This window comes from Acinetobacter sp. NIPH 284 (assembly GCF_000369425.1).
Classification (GTDB): domain Bacteria; phylum Pseudomonadota; class Gammaproteobacteria; order Pseudomonadales; family Moraxellaceae; genus Acinetobacter.
In genome coordinates this window covers 380,728-398,894 of the sequence record NZ_KB850011.1, presented here as the reverse complement: position 1 = coordinate 398,894, position 18,167 = coordinate 380,728, and the positions used below count along the sequence as shown (strand labels likewise).

Sequence of the window (18,167 nt, the reverse complement as noted above, 5' to 3'; positions counted from 1 at the left end):
ACCTTGCCTTATTCCATATAAACCAATGGTTCACCTCTATGTACGGTTTGCCCTGCTCTACAAATAATGGCTTTTACAATGCCATCTTCTTCTGCATAGACAGGAAGTTCCATTTTCATTGCTTCAATAATAGCAACAGTTTCACCTTTTTTAACCTCTTGACCATGTTCAACAAAAATTTTCCAGATATTACCTGTCATCGATGCATTTAATGATGCTAAATGACTGTAATCAGCATAGTTATTTTCTTGAATCTGTTCTTCAGGTTGAGCTGCAAACTCCTCTTTCCAGCGATCCACTTCAGTTGTGAATGCTTGTTGTTGCTTAGCTTTAAACTCGGCAATACTTTCAGCTTCATCATCTAAGAAGTGTACATAATCTGCATAATCGAACTCTGTTTCTTCAATCTTGATCTCAGCACGACCATTTTCAAAGTCGGCACGCCATTGATTCAATTCTTCTTCAGTCACTTCAAAATATTTGATTTGATCAAAGAATTGTAAGAACCATTGCTTATCACCAAATTGTTTGTTTTTCTTAAACTTGTTCCAGATTGGTAGTGTACGCCCAATTAATTGATAGCCGCCCGGTGAATCCATGCCGTAGATACACATGTACATACCACCAATACCGACTGTTCCCTCTGCGGTAAAGGTACGTGCTGGATTATATTTAGAACTGAGTAAACGATGGCGTGGGTCAACTGGCACAGCACAAGGTGCAGTTAAATACACATCACCCAAGCCAAGAATTAAATAGTTCGCATCAAAAATAATATCTTTAACTTCATTTCGATCTGCCAAACCATTAATGCGTTGGATAAAGTCAACGTTATTTGGTAGCCACGGTGCTTTAGAGCAAACACTTTCTTGATAACGTTCAACTGCGCCTAAAGTGGCACTGTCTTCAAATGCCATCGGCAAATGTACGATACGAGATGGGATTTTTAATTGGCTCAAATCACCCATCTCTTCTTCGAGTTGAAGTAATTGAGCAATCAATTGTGATTGTGGAATGACTAAGCCGTCGTATTTAATCTGTAGTGAACGAACACCCGGTGACAGTTCTAATACGCCTGCAATTTTTGCATCACGAATCATTTGAATCAGTTGATGCACTCGTAAACGTAAAGCTAAATCTAAAACATTTTCGCCGTATTCTAAGAGAATATAACTATCACCTGCTTGGCGATACACTGTTTTTGGCGACAATTCCGTTGGTTCACGTTGTGCCAAAATCGTACTGACAACTTCTTGAATTGGCTCAATTGTTTCTACAACTTTGCTTGCTTCCGCAAAGTTTTGGATATTTTCAATTTGCTGACGTTCAAGTTCATTGGCTTGTTCAACACTAATCGGATAAAAGCGAATTTTATCATCGGCTTTGAGTTGTCCCACTTTCCAAAGTTCTGCTTTGGCAATCGTCACAGGACAAACGAAACCACCTAAACTTGGACCATCTTTTGCCAGAATCACAGGGAAATCCCCTGTGAAGTTAATTGCACCGATTGCATATTCACAGTCATGCACATTGGATGGATGTAAACCTGCTTCACCACCATTTTCTCGTGCCCAGCTTGGCGTTGGTCCTGATAAACGAACGCCTAAACGATTTGAGTTAAAGTGCACCGTCCACTCTGATGCAAAAAACTCTTCTACATATTCAGGTTTAAAGAAATCTGGTGCGCCGTGCGGGCCATATAACACCGCAATTTCCCATTCATTACTATATTCAGGAATCAATTCAGCCGACAATGCTTGAGGTTCATCATGAGCAAGTGGCAACTCTGCGCTCGCAAATGCTGGATCAACCATTTTAATCATATCGCCGACACGCAAGGTACGCCCTGCATGACCACCAAAATTACCAAGTGCAAAGGTAGAACGACTGCCCAAATAAACAGGAACATCCAAACCATTACGCACGGCTAGATAAGTACGGCAACCTGATTCTACTTGACCGATTTTTAAAATTTGTCCTGCTTTGACTGCAACAGGTCTCCAAAAATCAATTTCCTGATCATCTAACAAAGCAGTACAGCTTGCACCTGCCAAAGCAATGGTTGCATCTGCATGGAATTTAAGTGTTGGCCCAACAAGGGTAAACTCAAAACCTGCGGCTTTAGCATCATTTCCAACAATACGATTGGCAAGCTGAAATGCATAATCATCCATTGGACCAGATGGCGGTACACCAATATCCCAGTAGCCTGTACGACCTGGATAATCTTGAATTGAACTCAAAGTCCCTGCTTGAATCACTTCAATCACGTTTGGCGTGTAGTTGAAATCATCCAACATTCTTGTCCATATTTGCATATCATCAAAACGCTGATCGGAAATAATCGCACGGGCATAATCCAGATTGGTGCTAATACCATTCAAGCGTGTTTCCGCCAAAACGGTTTTTAATTTTTCAATCGCACTAGCACGATCATCAGCATGCACAATGATCTTGGCAATCATCGGATCAAAATATTGTGAAATCTCTGTGCCCGTTTTCACCCAAGTATCAACACGTGTACCTTCTGGAAATGCAACTTCTGTCAGTACACCGGGACTAGGCTGGAAATTTTTAACGGGATCTTCAGCATAAACACGAACCTCAATCGCTGCACCTTTCGGCTGAATATTGCTGAGATATGCCCAATCAAGTTCATCACCAGCAGCCACTTTGAGCATGCATTCAATTAAGTCTAGACCCGTAACCATCTCAGTGACTGGATGCTCAACTTGTAAACGTGTATTCACTTCAAGAAAATAAAACTCATCTCGATTGGCATCGTAGATAAACTCAACCGTTCCTGCACTACGATAATTAACGGATTTCCCGAGTTCTATCGCTGCTTGATGTAGTTTTTTACGTGTCGCTTCAGGTAAATTTGCCGCGGGCGTTTCCTCTACCACTTTTTGGTTACGACGTTGCAAAGAACAATCCCGCTCACCAAAGGCAACGACTTGCCCTTTTCCATCACCAAAAATTTGCACTTCAACATGACGGGCTTTATCAATAAAGCATTCAATAAATACGCCAGCGTCTTTAAAGAATTGTTCTCCCAAGCGTTTGACACTTTCATAAGCATCGGTCAAGGCTTGTGGTGTATCACAACGGGTCAAACCAATACCACCACCGCCAGCAGTACTTTTCAACATAATTGGATAGCCAATACGATCTGCGGCAGTCAGTGCCTCTTCTAAACTATCCAACAATCCTGTTCCCGGAGTCATTGGTACATTTGCCGCAGCCGCCAATTCACGGGCACGATGTTTTAAACCAAATTCTAAAATTTGCTCTGCTGTTGGTCCCATAAAGGCAATATTATTTTCTTCACAAGCGCGAGAAAAATCAGCACTTTCAGACAGAAAGCCATAACCAGGAAAGATTGCCTCTGCGCCAGTTTGTTTAGCTGCCTGAATTAATTTTTCGATACTCAAATAAGTATCGGCTGGTTTTAAACCCTCTAATCCAATCGCAATATCAGCATCTTCGACATGTTGCGCATAACGATCACTATCCGAATACACAGCAACACTGGTTACACCTAATTTTTTAAGTGTGCGAATCGCTCGAACAGCAATTTCACCGCGGTTTGCAATAAGTACAGTTTTAAACATGATGATTTCCCCCAATTAATTCGCTGTGTTTGCTGCTTGGCTGTTACGATGCTGGATATAAGCTCTCCATCCACCAAAATGACTAATATTCTCTGCATCATCTATGCCATAAGGCTCACAGATAAAACCTTTCACCCAGCGCCCATCTTCTAATTCGACATTGCCCATTCCTAAAGGTGTCGGAATTTCAGCCACAAATTCACCAAATCGAGCAGTTGGAACATCCCAAAGTTCTACAATGATGCTTTGACCATCTTGCTGACGTGCTAAGCCGGGTTTCGGTGGAACGGTGCCATTCAAAGCATAAAGCGCATAGTTTTTAGAGGTCGTTGTGGTTTCGATATGTACGGCATCACGTGTGGTGAGCTGAAAATTTAGCGGCATACCTGTCAAATGAGCACCGACGACTGCAACGCGAATATGATGTTGTGAAATAGGTGTAGAAGAACTTAAAGGCAGAGCTTTATCCAATGCCCCTAATTTCAGTGCAAGATAGTTTTGCCAAGCTTTACCAAAATGAACCAATGCCGCATCATGCCAAGCTGGTGCAATTAGAGTGATCCCAAATGGTAAATGGTCAGCCCTAAATCCTGCTGGTAAAGCTAAAGCACTCAAATCTGCCAAGTTGGTAAAGTTAGTGTAGGTTCCTAAATGAGCGTTATATTCAATCGGATTTTTTTCAAGCTGCTCAATGGTATAAATTGTAGATGCGGTTGGAACAATTAAGGCATCAAAGTCAGCCAGTCTTTGTTGGATTTTTCGAGCTAAATCTTGTTTTAAATATTCTGCATTGTAGGCATCCACCGCTGAATATTTTTCACCGTTTTTAATAATTTCTAATACCGTTGGATCAAATGCATCAGGATTGGTTTTCAGTAAATATTCAACGGCTGCGGTACGTTCTGCCACCCATGAACCTTGATATAGTTGCACCGCCAGCTGCTCAAAATCTGAAAAATCAATTCTAGTAATTTCAGCATTTAATGATTCAAGCAATTGAATTGTTTGCTGAAATGCTTTTTCTGATTGCTCATCTCCAAAGAAATTTAGTTTTTCTGGAATGGCAAATTTTAATTTGCTAGAGAAATGCACTGGAACATTCTTTGGATGCTTACGTGAATAACTATCCAACGGATCATATGCTTCTAAAATATTTGCAACCAAGTCTGCATCTGCAACAGTCAAGGCAAAGATCGAAATACAATCTAGACTTTTACAAGCAGGCAATAAACCACGATTTGAAAACCGCCCTTTGGTTGGTTTTAGCCCAACAATATTATTAAATGCCGCTGGCACTCGACCAGAACCTGCGGTATCTGTCCCCAATGCAAATGGGACAAATCCACGAGCAACCACACTTGCTGAACCAGAGCTCGATCCACCACTGATATATTCAGAATTAAAGGTATTTGCAACAATACCAAAAGGTGAACGCGTTCCCACTAAACCCGTTGCAAACTGATCAAGGTTGGTTTTACCAATGACAATCGCTCCCGCTTGTTTTAACAAACGTACTGTTTCAGCATCTTCTGCTGCAACAGTAGTTAAAGCTTTACAAGCTGCGGTAGTTACAAACCCTGCAACATCAATATTATCTTTCACTGCAAACGGAACGCCGTAGAGTGGAAATTGTTTTTCTAAACTTTCAGCTTCTTTGCTTAATTCATTGAGAACTTGAATTTGCTGTTCAATCTGTTCTAACGTCGCAATTGAAATCCATGCATTATCTTGAGGATCAATTAATGCAACTAAATCTTTTAAAGTATCAAGCTGAATCTCATTTTTCAAATATGCGGTTTGCCATTCTGAAATTGTCCAGCCTAAAGTTTTTATTTCATGCATTTTATGAATCCCATCTTGTATACAAGTTTGAATTTTAAAATGCAGAATCCATGCCAATTTATTTTATATATCTAAATCAGATGTTTATATTATTGTATAGATATACTATTTTTTCTAATTTTCATCTTGGTGCTTAAAAGGCTTTGTTTTAATGCAAATGCTCCATGATTTAGCAAATAACATTTTTTGTTTATCAAAAGTTGCTCAAATTCATATTTAATAGGACTTACGCAGTATTATTTATAGATTCTTTGTGGTAGCAGATGATTTTTATCGAGAATAAAGTCATCAATGAAGTTTTTGATCATTGGTCTAAATAATTTCTTCTGCCAACGATATACATTTCAAAGATCCGCTCAAACTGGTTCTTTTGTATCTCGACGTAGGCCATCAAGGCTGAAAAAATATGATTCAAAATCAGTTTAGATCGTCTTACTTGAAACTTTTCAATATGACAAACCTGTTTAATCACTCGGTGATAAGTTGACAAAACAACTAATCATGCGAAAAGGTTTTTTTAGTTAACAGATGTTCACACATGCCTCGAATTGTTTCTGTACCACTCAGTTTAGAACAGCGAGAACGACTCATTTTTCTGTCCAAACATGCAAAACATTGGCGTGAAAGACAACGTGCCCCAACTATTCTCTAGCTTTCCGAAGGTAAAAGTGTTGCGGAAGTTGCCACTCTACAAGAACGTATCCCAGAAACCATAAGGCTACAACGCCGACGTTGGAAATTGTATGAGTTTGGATCGATTAAAGATAGTCATCGCTCAGGTCGGCCCGATACATTGATCTCAGACTATCAGGCGAAAATCCTAGATTGGCGACATCGTTCATTCATTTCCCCTGCTTTTATAATTAAACCAAACCTATTTGTTGAAAGAACTGTTTGTAAACATCGGCTTTTTTTTCGAGCGCCAACGGATATGCCCGTGATGATGAAGGCAAGCGATATAAGCTTAGCTCACGATTGTCATAATTCACCTGTACCGATTGCCCAATCATGGGTTTATTTATTTGTTCAGGAAAATGCTGCATCAGCGTATCTGTGGCCTTGTCTCCCGTTGTCATAATGGTATGGCACATTGGTATTTGCTCAAGCAATTCTGACAAATCGGTTGGAGTCACAATTTCCAGAAACTTGTCTGAGGCATTGCCCTGCAAGCGTTTAATTTGATAGGCCGTATCAAATATCCCAATTCCAGCTTGAGACAAAAACTCACGGATTTGGCTTTCCTTAAAATTTTTATTAGGTAAATCTAAAAAGTGGTTTTTATCACTGAAAAAAATCAGACCAAATATTCTCCACATATCATTTTGATAGTTTGGATAGTAAAAGTTCATCTTCCACCGATTCTGAGGTGGTGGAAAACTCCCCAGCATCAGCAGTTTTGCATTGCCAGGCAAAAATGGAGTGAGTGGATGGGTTTCTATTTCTATCATCGTGCCGCTAAAAAATACCTGTTCACTAATAATTTAAGCAGCTCAGGATGCAAATTACCACGATAAACATCACCTTTCTATTCTTAGTGTTGATTATCATATCTGTATCAAATTCGCCCCACTTCAAAATAAGAAATTAAATTCTTGTCAAATTGCTTGAGTTGTCACGATTTCCCCACGAACCACTTACCCACACTTTACCATTGTCTAAAAATTAAATCCTGTTTTTAAGTTATTGTTTAAGTAGGGATATTTTTATTAGAGAAAATTATGATAACTTTTTCTGGGATGAATTGTTACAGTAGAACGCTTTCTAAAAATTTTGACAAAAACATATCAAAGGAATAAACGGTTATGGATTCTGGATTGATCACACTGTTCTTGCCAATTGCTTTAGCAATTGTTATGGCTGGAATAAAGAAGTTTTGACTAGTTAATTTTCAAATTCAATTTGAAAAACAGTACATCTATTAATGCGCTCTTTTTATTTCTTTATTGCTAATAAATAATATATTGATGTCTAATAATTAATTTAAATTTATGAGATGGTTTTATTCTCTAAATTTTTAAAATTCACTTAGGCTATTTATATAGTTAAGCGAAAAGAATCCTTATTACCAAAAACAAGGTTTCCTAAGATAAGTCTAGGATTTGAAATAATTTAGCGGTAATTTCAGATAACGTATTCCATTGGATTCTGGTTCAGGAAAACGTCCTGCATCCATATTGATTTGAATAGACGGTAGAATTAGTTTTGGCATTGTTAATTTTGCATCACGCACCTGACGCATCCGCACAAAATCCTGCTTGGTGGTTGTGGCATTTAAATGAATATTGCCCTGCTTTTGTGCTTGAATACTGGTTTCATACACAAACTCAGTTCTTCCATCAGGCTTATAGTCATGGCAAAGAAAAACGCGAGTCTGTTCAGGTAACTTATAAAGCTGCTGCACAGAGTCATATAAAATTTCCGCACTACCCTTTGGAAAGTCACAACGCGCTGTCCCATAATCAGGCATAAATAATGTATCACCGACAAAAACAGCATCACCAATCACATAACTCAGACAGGCTGGCGTATGGCCTGGAGTTGGAATATTGTAGGCATCCATCTCACCAATCTTAAAATGTTGGTGATCCTTAAACAGGTAATCAAAGGTTTGATGGGTATTAAAATATTTAAGATCAATATGATAGATTGCACTAAAAATTTCCTGCACAATTGCAATCTTTTCACTCATGGCAATTTTGCCACCTACCCTGCTTTTTAAATATTGTGAGGCAGTTAGATGATCTGCATGGACATGAGTTTCTAAAATCCACTCCACCTTGAGCTGGTTTTCTTCAATGTATTGAATAATTTCATCTGCACCCTGAGTTGATGTTGAAACCGATGCCGCATCATAATTCAATACACTGTCAATGATTGCACAAACCTTTGTACATGGGTCAGTAACCACATAGCTGAATGTATTGGTATCCTGATCAAAGAATGCCTTGACTTGAGGTTGCATAAGTTTGTCTCCTATCGTTCAGCCCAAAAGCGATGGATAAACATTCCCACAAGCATTGCAACAATAAAATACCATACTTGAGAATAACCCAATCCAATCAATGTAATTGCAGGTGCGGGACAGATTCCAGCAATGCCCCAACCAACTCCAAAAAGACTCGACCCAACTATTAATTTTTTATCAATTTGGGTACTGATTGGTAATGATATTTCTTCACCAAAAATCGTTTTCGGATTTCGAATCGCTTTTTGAAATGGAAGAATCGCCACAATGATTGCACCTATCATCACGAACATCAAACTGATATCCCATTTTCCAAAAATATCAAGAAAACCTAAAACTTTTTCAGGATTAGACATTCCTGAAACCAGCAAGCCTAGCGCAAACAAGCTACCAAATACAAAAGCAAGTGCATTCTTCATAGCGCAACTCCAAAGATATGACGAATAACATATACAGTTATTATTCCAGCTAACATGAATGTAACTGTAGCAATCATGGAGCGTATAGATAGGCGACTGATCCCGCAGATCCCATGCCCACTTGTACAACCTGAACCCAAACGAGTACCAAAACCAACCAATAAACCAGCAATAATCAATCCAATTGGAGATGATTTAATAACAATCTCAGGTGTTATAAATATCTGATAAATAAATGGTGTGATCAGTAGCCCCAATAAGAACCACATAGCTGAGCTTCGAACCAATAGCTTGGGTTGTAATAATTGAGACAGTAACCCACTGATACCCGTAATGCGACCATTCACATATAAATAGCCAACGACTGCAAGCCCTAAAATTCCACCACCGATTAAAGCAGAAATAATGCTAGACATAATTGATCCGCAAAAAACATTATATATTTTTATATTATATTATTAAGTATAATTAAAGCTCTTTATTGTTACAGAATTTCTATTCAAATTCAGCCAATACCCTCCCAACAAATCAAATAGAAAAATCATTTACAAGATAATTTAACTTGCGTAATTCTGCTTTTTCACCATTTGAAGATTTAGATCTGAAATCTGCATTAAAATATGCCTCGATATGCCAGAGTAACAAATAATCTTTAATTTTGCTTTTCCCAGACCATTCGAATTCTAGAGCTAATTTGCCGCATTAAAATATACAATAGCCTGTTTTTCTTGGGTTTTAGGACATGTTGATTTATTTGTAATGATACAAATTTCACCCCTCAGCGAGGGTTCAAATAAAAAATGATTTTTCACAATATCACAGTCGAAGACTGGCTTGCTTGAACACATTGCGGAATGCTTCTACAGCAAGATTAGGAGAATAATCTTCTTCTTACATACTCATTTTCATGATTGTAAAAGCTGTCATTTAAGACTTTTCCGCATGGTTCATTCTTATACTTGAGACAAATTTATCTATTTTAGACTCTCATGGACATTAGCGTACTAAATCTTCGATACCAATCAATTTAGGAAGCTTATTAATCAGTTTATTTAATTCTATATTTGCTGGTGAAATACAACCAGTATAGTGACTTAATTTTGTTGTTGTTCCATCTGGTCTAATCCAAACAAAATATGCACTCGGTTGATCAGTTGCCGTTTGCTGACAGCCAGTTGTTTTAACGTTTGCACCTGTTTCTGGACGATAAGTTTTCAACTCCTGTTGTAATTTTTTATATACCGAAGGATCTATTGTTAACGTCTGAGTACCCGTCACTTTAGTATATTGCTTACCATTGAAATTCACTGTTCCAGAAGGTGAGATTTCTACCGAATAAATTGGACAAGCACCAAAACAAGGACTTGATGAATAATGTATCGTTTCCTGTACAGTGTTTGAAGTTTCTGATGGTGTAGATGCACATCCTACTAAAGAAAAAGTAAAAAGACTTAAGATTAATAATTTTTTCATTTGTTAACCCATTATAAATTATGTTTTTAATCTAACAAATCATCATTTTATTGTCATTCAGAATGATGTAAAAGTATAAAATAAAATTTACTTAGGCTATTTGAATCTAAAAATTAAAGCCGAATTTGTGATTGAAGAATTAACTTTGCAAGTTCTAAATCATCAGGATAAGTAATTTTAATATTGTCTGAACGACCTTGTACTACTTGTACAGGAAAATCAGCGTATTCTAATGCACTTGCTTCATCAGTAATCGTCAAGTGATCTATCAATGCTGTTTCAAGCGCATTTTTTAATATTTTTAATTTTGCGATCTGTGGCGTTTGTGCTTGCCACAACAACTCACGACTTACAGTTTTTTCAATCTGATGTTCAACACGCACTTGTTTTAAAGTATCACGTACTGGAATAGCCAAAATTGCACTTTGATTATGTTTTATTGCAGAATTAACCAATTGCTCTAAATTAGCGCACGTAACACAAGGACGGGCTGCATCATGCACCAATACCCAATCATTTTCATCCGCGATATCCGATAAGTAAATTAATGCATTGAGCACAGAATTTACTCGTTCGACTCCACCTAAACAAAAATGTAATTTCTCTTTATGATCAAAAGAAAGTGTTCTAGCAAAATTATCATTCTCACCAATTGCAAGTACACAACCCGCTAAATCCAGTGTATTTAATCGATTAACTGTATGCTCAAGCACAGTACGATTTTGAATATATTGATATTGTTTTAATTCAGTTTTTGAAAAACGACTGCCCGAACCTGCGGCTGGCACAACCGCCCATAGTCTAGTCTGGGTTTTCATTGGTTGCTGCATCTACTTTTGCATTTGGATCGATATAAATTGGTTTATAATGGGTACTGATGGTACTCATTTGCACAAAAGTTTCATTTGGCTTGATTAAACCTAAATCTAAGCGTGCATGTTCTTCAATCGCTTCCGTTCCATTTTTTAAGTCGAAAACTTCGGCTGCTAAAATACGATTGCGCTCTTTAAGCTCCGTATTTACTTCTGCTTGTTGCTTAATCTGTTGAGTCAAGGCTTGATGAGGAAAATACCCTCCCTCACCTAGCCAAAATTGATACTGTAAACTTGCCACCAAAAAGATGACAAGTAACAGAATCAATTTACTCGAGGTCGATCGAAACATCTCTATCATGAAAAATTCCCTACATCCTTCTTACAAGAAAGATCACCTACAAATTCTATATGATTATGAATTTGCAGAGTTTCTGTCTTTTGTAAAGAAAGATGATCAGAAGTATTCAACATAGATAAATTGACCTTAGTTTAGACCTTTGAATTCAGCTTTACCGCGGTAAGCTGCATTCGTTAATTCTTCAATACGAAGCAATTGGTTATATTTCGCTACGCGGTCAGAACGGCAAAGTGAACCCGTCTTGATTTGACCCGCTGCTGTACCTACTGCCAAGTCAGCAATCGTTGAATCTTCAGTTTCACCTGAACGGTGTGAAATTACAGTGCTATAACCATTTGCTTTCGCAAGGTAGATTGCATCTAGAGTTTCAGTCAACGTACCGATCTGATTATATTTGATCAGAATAGAGTTACCGACTTTCTCATTAATGCCGCGTTGTAAAATCTTAGGATTAGTTACGAATAAATCGTCACCAACCAATTGGATTTTGTCACCAAGGATTGATGTTAAGTAGCTCCAACCTTCCCAATCAGACTCATCAAGACCATCTTCAATCGAGATGATTGGGTATTGATTTACAAGACCAGCTAAATAATCAGAGAATTGATTGCTTGTGAATGCTTTATTGCCTTCACCTGCAAGAATATATTGACCATTTTTGTAAAATTCTGAAGATGCACAGTCAAGTGCCAACATAATGTCAGAACCCGCTTTGTAACCCGTTTGACCAATCGCTTCAAGAATAACAGTGATTGCTTCTTCATTTGAACGCAAGTTCGGAGCAAAACCACCTTCATCACCTACAGCAGTGTTTAAACCTTTTTTGTTTAAAACTGATTTTAGGGAATGGAAGATTTCAGCACCTGCACGTAATGCTTCAGAGAATGAAGTGAAACCAACTGGCTCAATCATAAACTCTTGAATATCAACGTTATTATCTGCATGTGAACCACCATTAATGATATTCATCATTGGTACAGGCATGCTCAAAGTTGTTTGACCACGCAAGTCTGCGATGTATTGGAAAAGAGGAATTTTCTTTTCAGTAGCAGCAGCGCGAGCAGCAGCCAAAGAAACAGCTAGAGTTGCGTTAGCACCTAGTTTTTCTTTGTTTTCAGTACCATCAAGCTCAATCATCGTGTTATCGATGTCTTTTTGTTCAAATACTGATTTACCCACTAAAGCATCACGGATTAAAGTGTTTACGTTATTAACCGCATTTTTAACACCTTTACCTAAATAGCGTGCTTTGTCGCCATCACGAAGTTCTAAAGCTTCACGAGAACCAGTCGAAGCACCAGATGGTGCACATGCACGACCCACAACCCCAGATTCTAAAATAACGTCTGCTTCGATGGTTGGGTTACCACGAGAGTCCAAAATTTCACGTGCGCGGATGTCAACGATTTGGCTCATGAACAATTCCTCTGTTGAATGAAAATAAGATGTAAACAATTACATCAATGGGTATCTAACTTTTTGAATCCTTTGACTAAAGTATCCAATTCTTTTAATTGCGCCAAGAATGGCTCAAGCTGAGATAAACGCAAAGCACACGGTCCATCACATTTTGCGATTTCAGGTTCTGGATGTGCTTCCAAGAACAGACCCGCTAAACCTGTTGCCATACCTGCACGCGCTAAAGTCGTGATTTGAGCACGGCGACCACCCGCAGAATCAGCACGACCACCAGGCGTTTGCAATGCGTGGGTGACATCAAAAAATACAGGTACATTCATTTCTTTCATGATGTCGAAGCCAAGCATATCTACAACCAAGTTGTTATAACCAAATGCTGAACCACGTTCACAAAGAATGAGTTTATCGTTTCCAGCTTCCAAACACTTATGCAAAATATGGCGCATTTCGTGTGGTGCTAAGAATTGTGCTTTTTTGATATTGATAATGGCTTGAGTTTTTGCCATTGCTTCAACCAAATCGGTTTGGCGGCTTAAAAAAGCAGGAAGCTGAATAATGTCTGCCACTTCTGCCACAGGCGCAGCCTGATACGGCTCATGTACATCGGTAATGATTGGCACATTAAAATGCTTTTTAATGTCAGCTAGCCATTCAATGCCTTTTTCTAAACCCGGACCACGAAATGAGTTCAGGCTAGAACGGTTGGCTTTGTCAAAACTAGCTTTGAATACATACGGAATATTTAAGCGTGTGCAAATATCCACATAAGTTTCAGCAATTTCAAATGCAAGGTCTTTAGACTCAAGTACATTCATGCCGCCAAACAATACAAATGGCAAATGATTCGCCATTTGTATATCACCCAAACTTACAATTTCTTGTGGTTTTAATTGTGACATTTCAACTTCCTAGTTTATCCCAAAGCCATCTTATTTGTTTTTTTGATGCTGTTGTTTTGCTGCACCAATAAAGCTAGCAAACAATGGATGTCCATCACGTGGCGAGCTGGTAAATTCTGGGTGGAATTGTACAGCAATAAACCAAGGATGTTCAGGAATTTCTACAGTTTCAACTAAATGTTGTACAGAAGAATAACCTGAAATTTTCATACCAGCTTTTTCAAGCGTAGGAATGTAACGATCATTCATTTCATAACGATGGCGATGACGCTCAGTAATTTCAGCTTTACCATAAACTTCGCGAGTTTTCGTGCCTTCAACCAATTCTGACTTTTGAGCACCAAGACGCATTGTTCCGCCTAAGTCTGATTCAAGACTGCGCTGTTGTAATTCGCCACGCTCGTCTAACCATTCAGTAATTAAGCCAATTAATGGATATTTAGTTGAACGATTAAACTCTGTAGAGCTTGCTTCTGGAATACCTGCTACATTGCGAGCATATTCAATTACAGCGAGTTGCATACCTAAACAAATACCTAGGAATGGAATCTTGTTTTCACGTGCATATTGAATAGCTTTCATCTTGCCTTCAGTACCACGCTCACCGAAACCACCTGGTACTAAAATCGCATCAGCAGTGCTCAAAATACTCATATCTTGCTGTTCAAGGTCTTCAGCATTCACGTAGTCAATCTGAACTTTAACGCGATTTTGAATACCTGCATGTAAAAGTGCTTCATTTACAGATTTATAAGCATCTGGTAATTCAACATATTTACCGACCATCGCAACACGAACAGTGTATTCAGGGTTCAATAATGCTTCTACAACATTATCCCAATCTTCAAGATTTGCTTCTGGAAGGTCGTTGTAACCAAAACGTTCACAAATTAAATCGTCAACATTTTGTTCGTAGAATGTACGTGGAATTTGATAAATTGTTTTTGCATCTTTACAGACGACAACGGCACGCGCTTCAACATTAGTGAACAATGCAATTTTACGTTTAGTATCAACATCAACATCATATTCAGTACGGCAGATTAAGATATCTGGCTGAATACCGATCGAAAGAAGTTCTTTAACTGAATGTTGAGTTGGCTTAGTTTTAAGTTCAGCAGCAGATTTGATATATGGTAATAATGTCAAGTGCATCAACATGGTACGTTTATGACCAAGCTCTACCATCAACTGACGTACTGATTCCATAAAAGGAAGTGATTCGATATCACCAACAGTACCACCAATCTCAACGATTGCAACGTCGTAGCCTTCACCTGCGCGAAGTACACGTTCTTTAATATTATCTGTAATATGTGGAATAACTTGAACCGTACCACCTAAGTAATCACCACGACGTTCTTTATTCAAAACGTCCTGATAGACACGACCACTGGTAAAGTTATTCAGTTTGGTCATTTTCGCACGACGCAGGAAACGTTCGTAATAGCCCAAATCTAAGTCAGTTTCAGCACCATCCTCTGTGACGAAAACTTCACCGTGCTGAAATGGGCTCATGGTACCTGGATCGACATTAATGTATGGATCCATTTTTACCATAGTGACTTTCAAGCCACGAGCTTCCAAAAGTGCGGCAACAGAAGCAGCAGAAATACCTTTACCTAGTGATGAAACCACACCACCAGTGACAAAAATAAAATGGGTCATTGAGTTTCTCGTACAATCGAGCCGAAATCGGCCTACAATGTTGGGCAATTTTACTGTACTCTGCCCCTATAAAGCAAAGTCAAACCGCATCAATTCAAAGAACTATAAACAACTGACTATTCTATCAGCATTTTCAATAAAAATTTATGGGGTTTGTGGATATTTCATCCATAAATTACGTTTAATGTTTAAAAACAATTTTAGATCAGAAATAAATTCATTTGAAGATTTTGACCATATTGCAATTTCAACAGATACGCTGATGCAAGCATTTATAAAATATCAACAAGCTCAATAAATCCTAGGGATTTTTTCATTTAATTTTACTGCTATAATCACTGGCATCTTTCATTCAATATGTAGCTTTAACAATGGCGAATAAAAAACTTTTAATCTGTGCTGCACTTGCAACTGGTCTATTACTTACTGCTTGTGTCAAAAAAGAAGAGCCAAAAAATGAAGAACCATCAGAACAAACTTCTGAAACACAAACGACTCAAGCAGCATCTCAACCACAACAAAACCAAGAATTTCAGCCTTTGGAAAGCGTAGATAAACCAGCAACGCCAGCTCCAGTAATTGAGATGAGTCGAGAAGAAACGCCAAATACAACTACAGAAATTCGTCGTGAAACTCGCCCAGCTCAAACAGCAGAAGAGACAACAACGGCACAAGCTGAACAACCAAAACCTGCGCAAACTGAGCAGAAACCAGCAAAAGTTGAACAACCTAAAGCCGTCAAACCCGCTCCAGCACAAACTGAAGACGATGCGGTTGCTGCAGCGATTGCGGCAGCAACACCTGCATTAAATAATTAATTTAATTAACCTCTCAAAAAAGCCATGAGCCGTCGTAAAGCGACTCGTGGCTTTTTTTATAGTCTAGAAATTAGGAGTAGTGTTTAAAAAAGTCTGCCATCAGTCGTGATGCCCACGATTTCACTTCTAAACTTTCGTAAAAACCACAGTGACTTCCTTTTTTAGTGGTGACCACCACAATATTTTCCATTTGCTGAATAACTTCTTTATAAGGTTCTAAGTTTTTAATGGAACATACAGGATCATCTTCCGCATTTAAAATCATCAGTGGAATCTTGACATTATCAAACACATAAATCGGGTTAATGGCTTGGCAATAACTTTGATAATCCTGAAAGCCTGCCATTTCAAAATATTCTTTTTCAAATTCTTCCAAACTGGTCGTGGTGAGCACTTTCATATTCAAGCTTAATTGTTTTTTTTCTAATGATATCGAAATATAAAAGATGTACATGAGTATTACTAAGCCAAGGTGTTGGGCGATACTTTTTCTTTAACTGAGGTAATTTTTCCAAAACGTCTTTTATTTTTCCTTTCGGGTCATAGTACATTTTGGGTTGCTCAGCACCAAGTACAGAATCAAGCAGCTCAGAGCCTAACACTTTAATTTTATCTAAAGCAGATATACCCATATTCAATAAAAACCTCTATTTAACCACGAGTAAATGTTTGTCGCACCAATGTCGCGACCTGTTGCCCCCAAATAGCATAGATTTCTTTACTTGGATGAAAGCCATCACTTGCCATAGATAAATTCATCGCCTGAAAATTTTTAATATCGTATTCAATAAGTCTAAATTGTGACTGTGGGGCTAGCCACTGTTTTAATGTTTGATTCATTTGTTCTGCATATTGTCCAAATAACCATGCTAATGGATTGGGTAATGCAGGAAAATGCTGCATTGGCGGGACTCCAGACACAATAATCAATTTTGGCTGAAAATGATTTTGTATTTGAGTAAATAATTGTTTTTGTTGTTTTATCCAAGTTTTAGCAGAAATTAATTTAGTCACATCATTGACACCAACTGAAGTGACGACTACATCATATTTTTTGGGTTCTAATTGTTGGATCGCTTGATAAACTTGTTTTGTTGTATCACCAGTTTTTGCATGCAATTTCCAGAGCAACGTATATTCTGTTTTTAATTCTGAAATAATCGCACCAGATAAAGCATCTTGCTGGGTCTCAACACCAACCCCAGCTGCTGCCGAATCGCCTAAAATTAATAAAGAGAGTGGCTGTCCTTGTCCAATAAGACCATCACGATCACCACTCGCTTCTAAAAGTCGTGGTGTGTTTTTACGAACTTTTACACCTTGTATAACAACTACAGGTAGTAATGCAAAAGTTGAAAGTTTTAACCACATATTAATAATCTCAATATTACTTAGGCTATTTTACTGAGATGCGTTTGGCTGATATTGTGCGAAGCGTGCACCCATTTTTTCTGCTAAAGCCGCTAAACCACTCATTGGACGAATCATCACTTCAAAATCAATGATTTTTCCCTGTGCATTAAAACGAACCATATCAATACCTTTAAGCGATTTTCCACTTACATTAGCACTGAACTCCAAAACGACATTTTCACCATCTTCAGTGTAGAACTCACGGTGATAAGTAAAGTTTTCAAACACCTGAATCACATTCGTTAAAATGAAGAAAACTACATGTTTTCCCTCATATGGCTTAAAAGCAACAGGTGAACGAAATACCACATCGTCAGCTAATAACTCATTTAAATTTGAAAGGCCACCTGTTTTGATCATCTGATGCCATTTTTCTAACGCTTGCTTAGTTGTTTCGATTGTCATTGTAATTTCCTTATATTCTAAGCTAATGAAGTTTGAGACATTCTCCTAACATAGAGAAT

At 38.1% G+C, this 18,167-nt stretch carries 15 protein-coding genes and 4 pseudogenes; 2 read left to right on the top strand and 17 right to left on the bottom strand.

The window, feature by feature from the left end; translation table 11 throughout:
* Nucleotides 1-8: 8 nt before the first annotated feature.
* The 3 genes and pseudogenes from uca to F908_RS15930 all read right to left on the bottom strand — a co-directional run.
* Nucleotides 9-3,614, bottom strand: a complete 3,606-nt coding sequence (gene uca, locus F908_RS07885) for an urea carboxylase (RefSeq protein ID WP_005160132.1) — start codon at nucleotides 3,612-3,614, stop codon at nucleotides 9-11.
* 15 nt (nucleotides 3,615-3,629) lie between these two features.
* A complete protein-coding gene (gene atzF / locus F908_RS07880; RefSeq protein ID WP_005160128.1) occupies nucleotides 3,630-5,456 on the bottom strand; it encodes an allophanate hydrolase in 1,827 nt (608 codons plus the stop codon).
* Nucleotides 5,457-5,692: 236 nt separating this feature from the next.
* A pseudogene (locus tag F908_RS15930) lies at nucleotides 5,693-5,946 on the bottom strand (IS701 family transposase); the annotation flags it as partial.
* Between the two features lie 48 nt (nucleotides 5,947-5,994).
* Here F908_RS15930 and F908_RS15545 point away from each other — a divergent pair.
* Nucleotides 5,995-6,297, top strand: a pseudogene (locus F908_RS15545) (helix-turn-helix domain-containing protein); the annotation flags it as partial.
* A 22-nt stretch (nucleotides 6,298-6,319) separates the two neighbouring features.
* On the opposite strand, the gene F908_RS07875 reads toward F908_RS15545, so the two are convergent.
* The 11 genes and pseudogenes from F908_RS07875 to F908_RS07830 all read right to left on the bottom strand — a co-directional run bounded on the left by F908_RS07875 (nucleotide 6,320) and on the right by F908_RS07830 (nucleotide 15,472).
* Nucleotides 6,320-6,904, bottom strand: coding sequence for a uracil-DNA glycosylase family protein (locus F908_RS07875; protein WP_005160127.1), 585 nt, complete (start codon nucleotides 6,902-6,904; stop codon nucleotides 6,320-6,322).
* Nucleotides 6,905-7,548: 644 nt separating this feature from the next.
* A complete protein-coding gene (locus tag F908_RS07870; RefSeq protein ID WP_005160126.1) occupies nucleotides 7,549-8,418 on the bottom strand; it encodes an MBL fold metallo-hydrolase in 870 nt (289 codons plus the stop codon).
* An 11-nt stretch (nucleotides 8,419-8,429) separates the two neighbouring features.
* Nucleotides 8,430-8,840, bottom strand: coding sequence for a DUF6691 family protein (locus F908_RS07865; RefSeq protein WP_005160125.1), 411 nt, complete (start codon nucleotides 8,838-8,840; stop codon nucleotides 8,430-8,432).
* Entirely contained in the window at nucleotides 8,837-9,256 is a 420-nt protein-coding gene (locus F908_RS07860) for a YeeE/YedE family protein (protein ID WP_005160124.1), read from the bottom strand. Before F908_RS07860 ends, F908_RS07865 begins: the two co-directional genes overlap by 4 nt.
* 236 nt (nucleotides 9,257-9,492) lie before the next feature.
* Nucleotides 9,493-9,767 (bottom strand): annotated as a pseudogene (locus F908_RS16500) (hypothetical protein).
* A 69-nt stretch (nucleotides 9,768-9,836) separates the two neighbouring features.
* On the bottom strand, nucleotides 9,837-10,313 hold the full coding sequence (locus F908_RS07855; protein WP_005160116.1) for a DUF6438 domain-containing protein: 477 nt from the start codon (nucleotides 10,311-10,313) through the stop codon (nucleotides 9,837-9,839).
* Between the two features lie 113 nt (nucleotides 10,314-10,426).
* Nucleotides 10,427-11,131 (bottom strand): 2-C-methyl-D-erythritol 4-phosphate cytidylyltransferase, encoded by a 705-nt coding sequence (gene ispD / locus F908_RS07850; RefSeq protein ID WP_005160098.1) that lies wholly within the window; start codon nucleotides 11,129-11,131, stop codon nucleotides 10,427-10,429.
* Nucleotides 11,115-11,486 carry a cell division protein FtsB gene (gene ftsB / locus F908_RS07845; RefSeq protein ID WP_005160096.1) on the bottom strand — a complete coding sequence of 124 codons (372 nt, stop codon included), beginning with the start codon at nucleotides 11,484-11,486 and terminating at the stop codon, nucleotides 11,115-11,117. Before ftsB ends, ispD begins: the two co-directional genes overlap by 17 nt.
* A gap of 126 nt (nucleotides 11,487-11,612) precedes the next feature.
* Nucleotides 11,613-12,902 (bottom strand): phosphopyruvate hydratase, encoded by a 1,290-nt coding sequence (eno, locus tag F908_RS07840; protein ID WP_005160092.1) that lies wholly within the window; start codon nucleotides 12,900-12,902, stop codon nucleotides 11,613-11,615.
* 44 nt (nucleotides 12,903-12,946) lie between these two features.
* Nucleotides 12,947-13,804, bottom strand: coding sequence for a 3-deoxy-8-phosphooctulonate synthase (gene kdsA, locus F908_RS07835; protein ID WP_005160090.1), 858 nt, complete (start codon nucleotides 13,802-13,804; stop codon nucleotides 12,947-12,949).
* A 30-nt stretch (nucleotides 13,805-13,834) separates the two neighbouring features.
* Nucleotides 13,835-15,472, bottom strand: a complete 1,638-nt coding sequence (locus tag F908_RS07830; protein ID WP_005160088.1) for a CTP synthase — start codon at nucleotides 15,470-15,472, stop codon at nucleotides 13,835-13,837.
* Nucleotides 15,473-15,843: 371 nt separating this feature from the next.
* On the opposite strand from F908_RS07830, the gene F908_RS07820 reads away from it, so the two are divergent.
* Nucleotides 15,844-16,290, top strand: coding sequence for a hypothetical protein (locus tag F908_RS07820; RefSeq protein WP_005160086.1), 447 nt, complete (start codon nucleotides 15,844-15,846; stop codon nucleotides 16,288-16,290).
* Between the two features lie 70 nt (nucleotides 16,291-16,360).
* On the opposite strand, the pseudogene F908_RS07815 reads toward F908_RS07820, so the two are convergent.
* From F908_RS07815 to F908_RS07805, 3 genes and pseudogenes are all read right to left on the bottom strand, one after another.
* Nucleotides 16,361-16,922 (bottom strand): annotated as a pseudogene (locus tag F908_RS07815) (hypothetical protein).
* A gap of 19 nt (nucleotides 16,923-16,941) precedes the next feature.
* Nucleotides 16,942-17,661, bottom strand: coding sequence for an SGNH/GDSL hydrolase family protein (locus F908_RS07810; RefSeq protein ID WP_005160077.1), 720 nt, complete (start codon nucleotides 17,659-17,661; stop codon nucleotides 16,942-16,944).
* 30 nt (nucleotides 17,662-17,691) lie between these two features.
* On the bottom strand, nucleotides 17,692-18,108 hold the full coding sequence (locus tag F908_RS07805) for a nuclear transport factor 2 family protein (protein ID WP_005160074.1): 417 nt from the start codon (nucleotides 18,106-18,108) through the stop codon (nucleotides 17,692-17,694).
* Nucleotides 18,109-18,167: the final 59 nt, after the last annotated feature.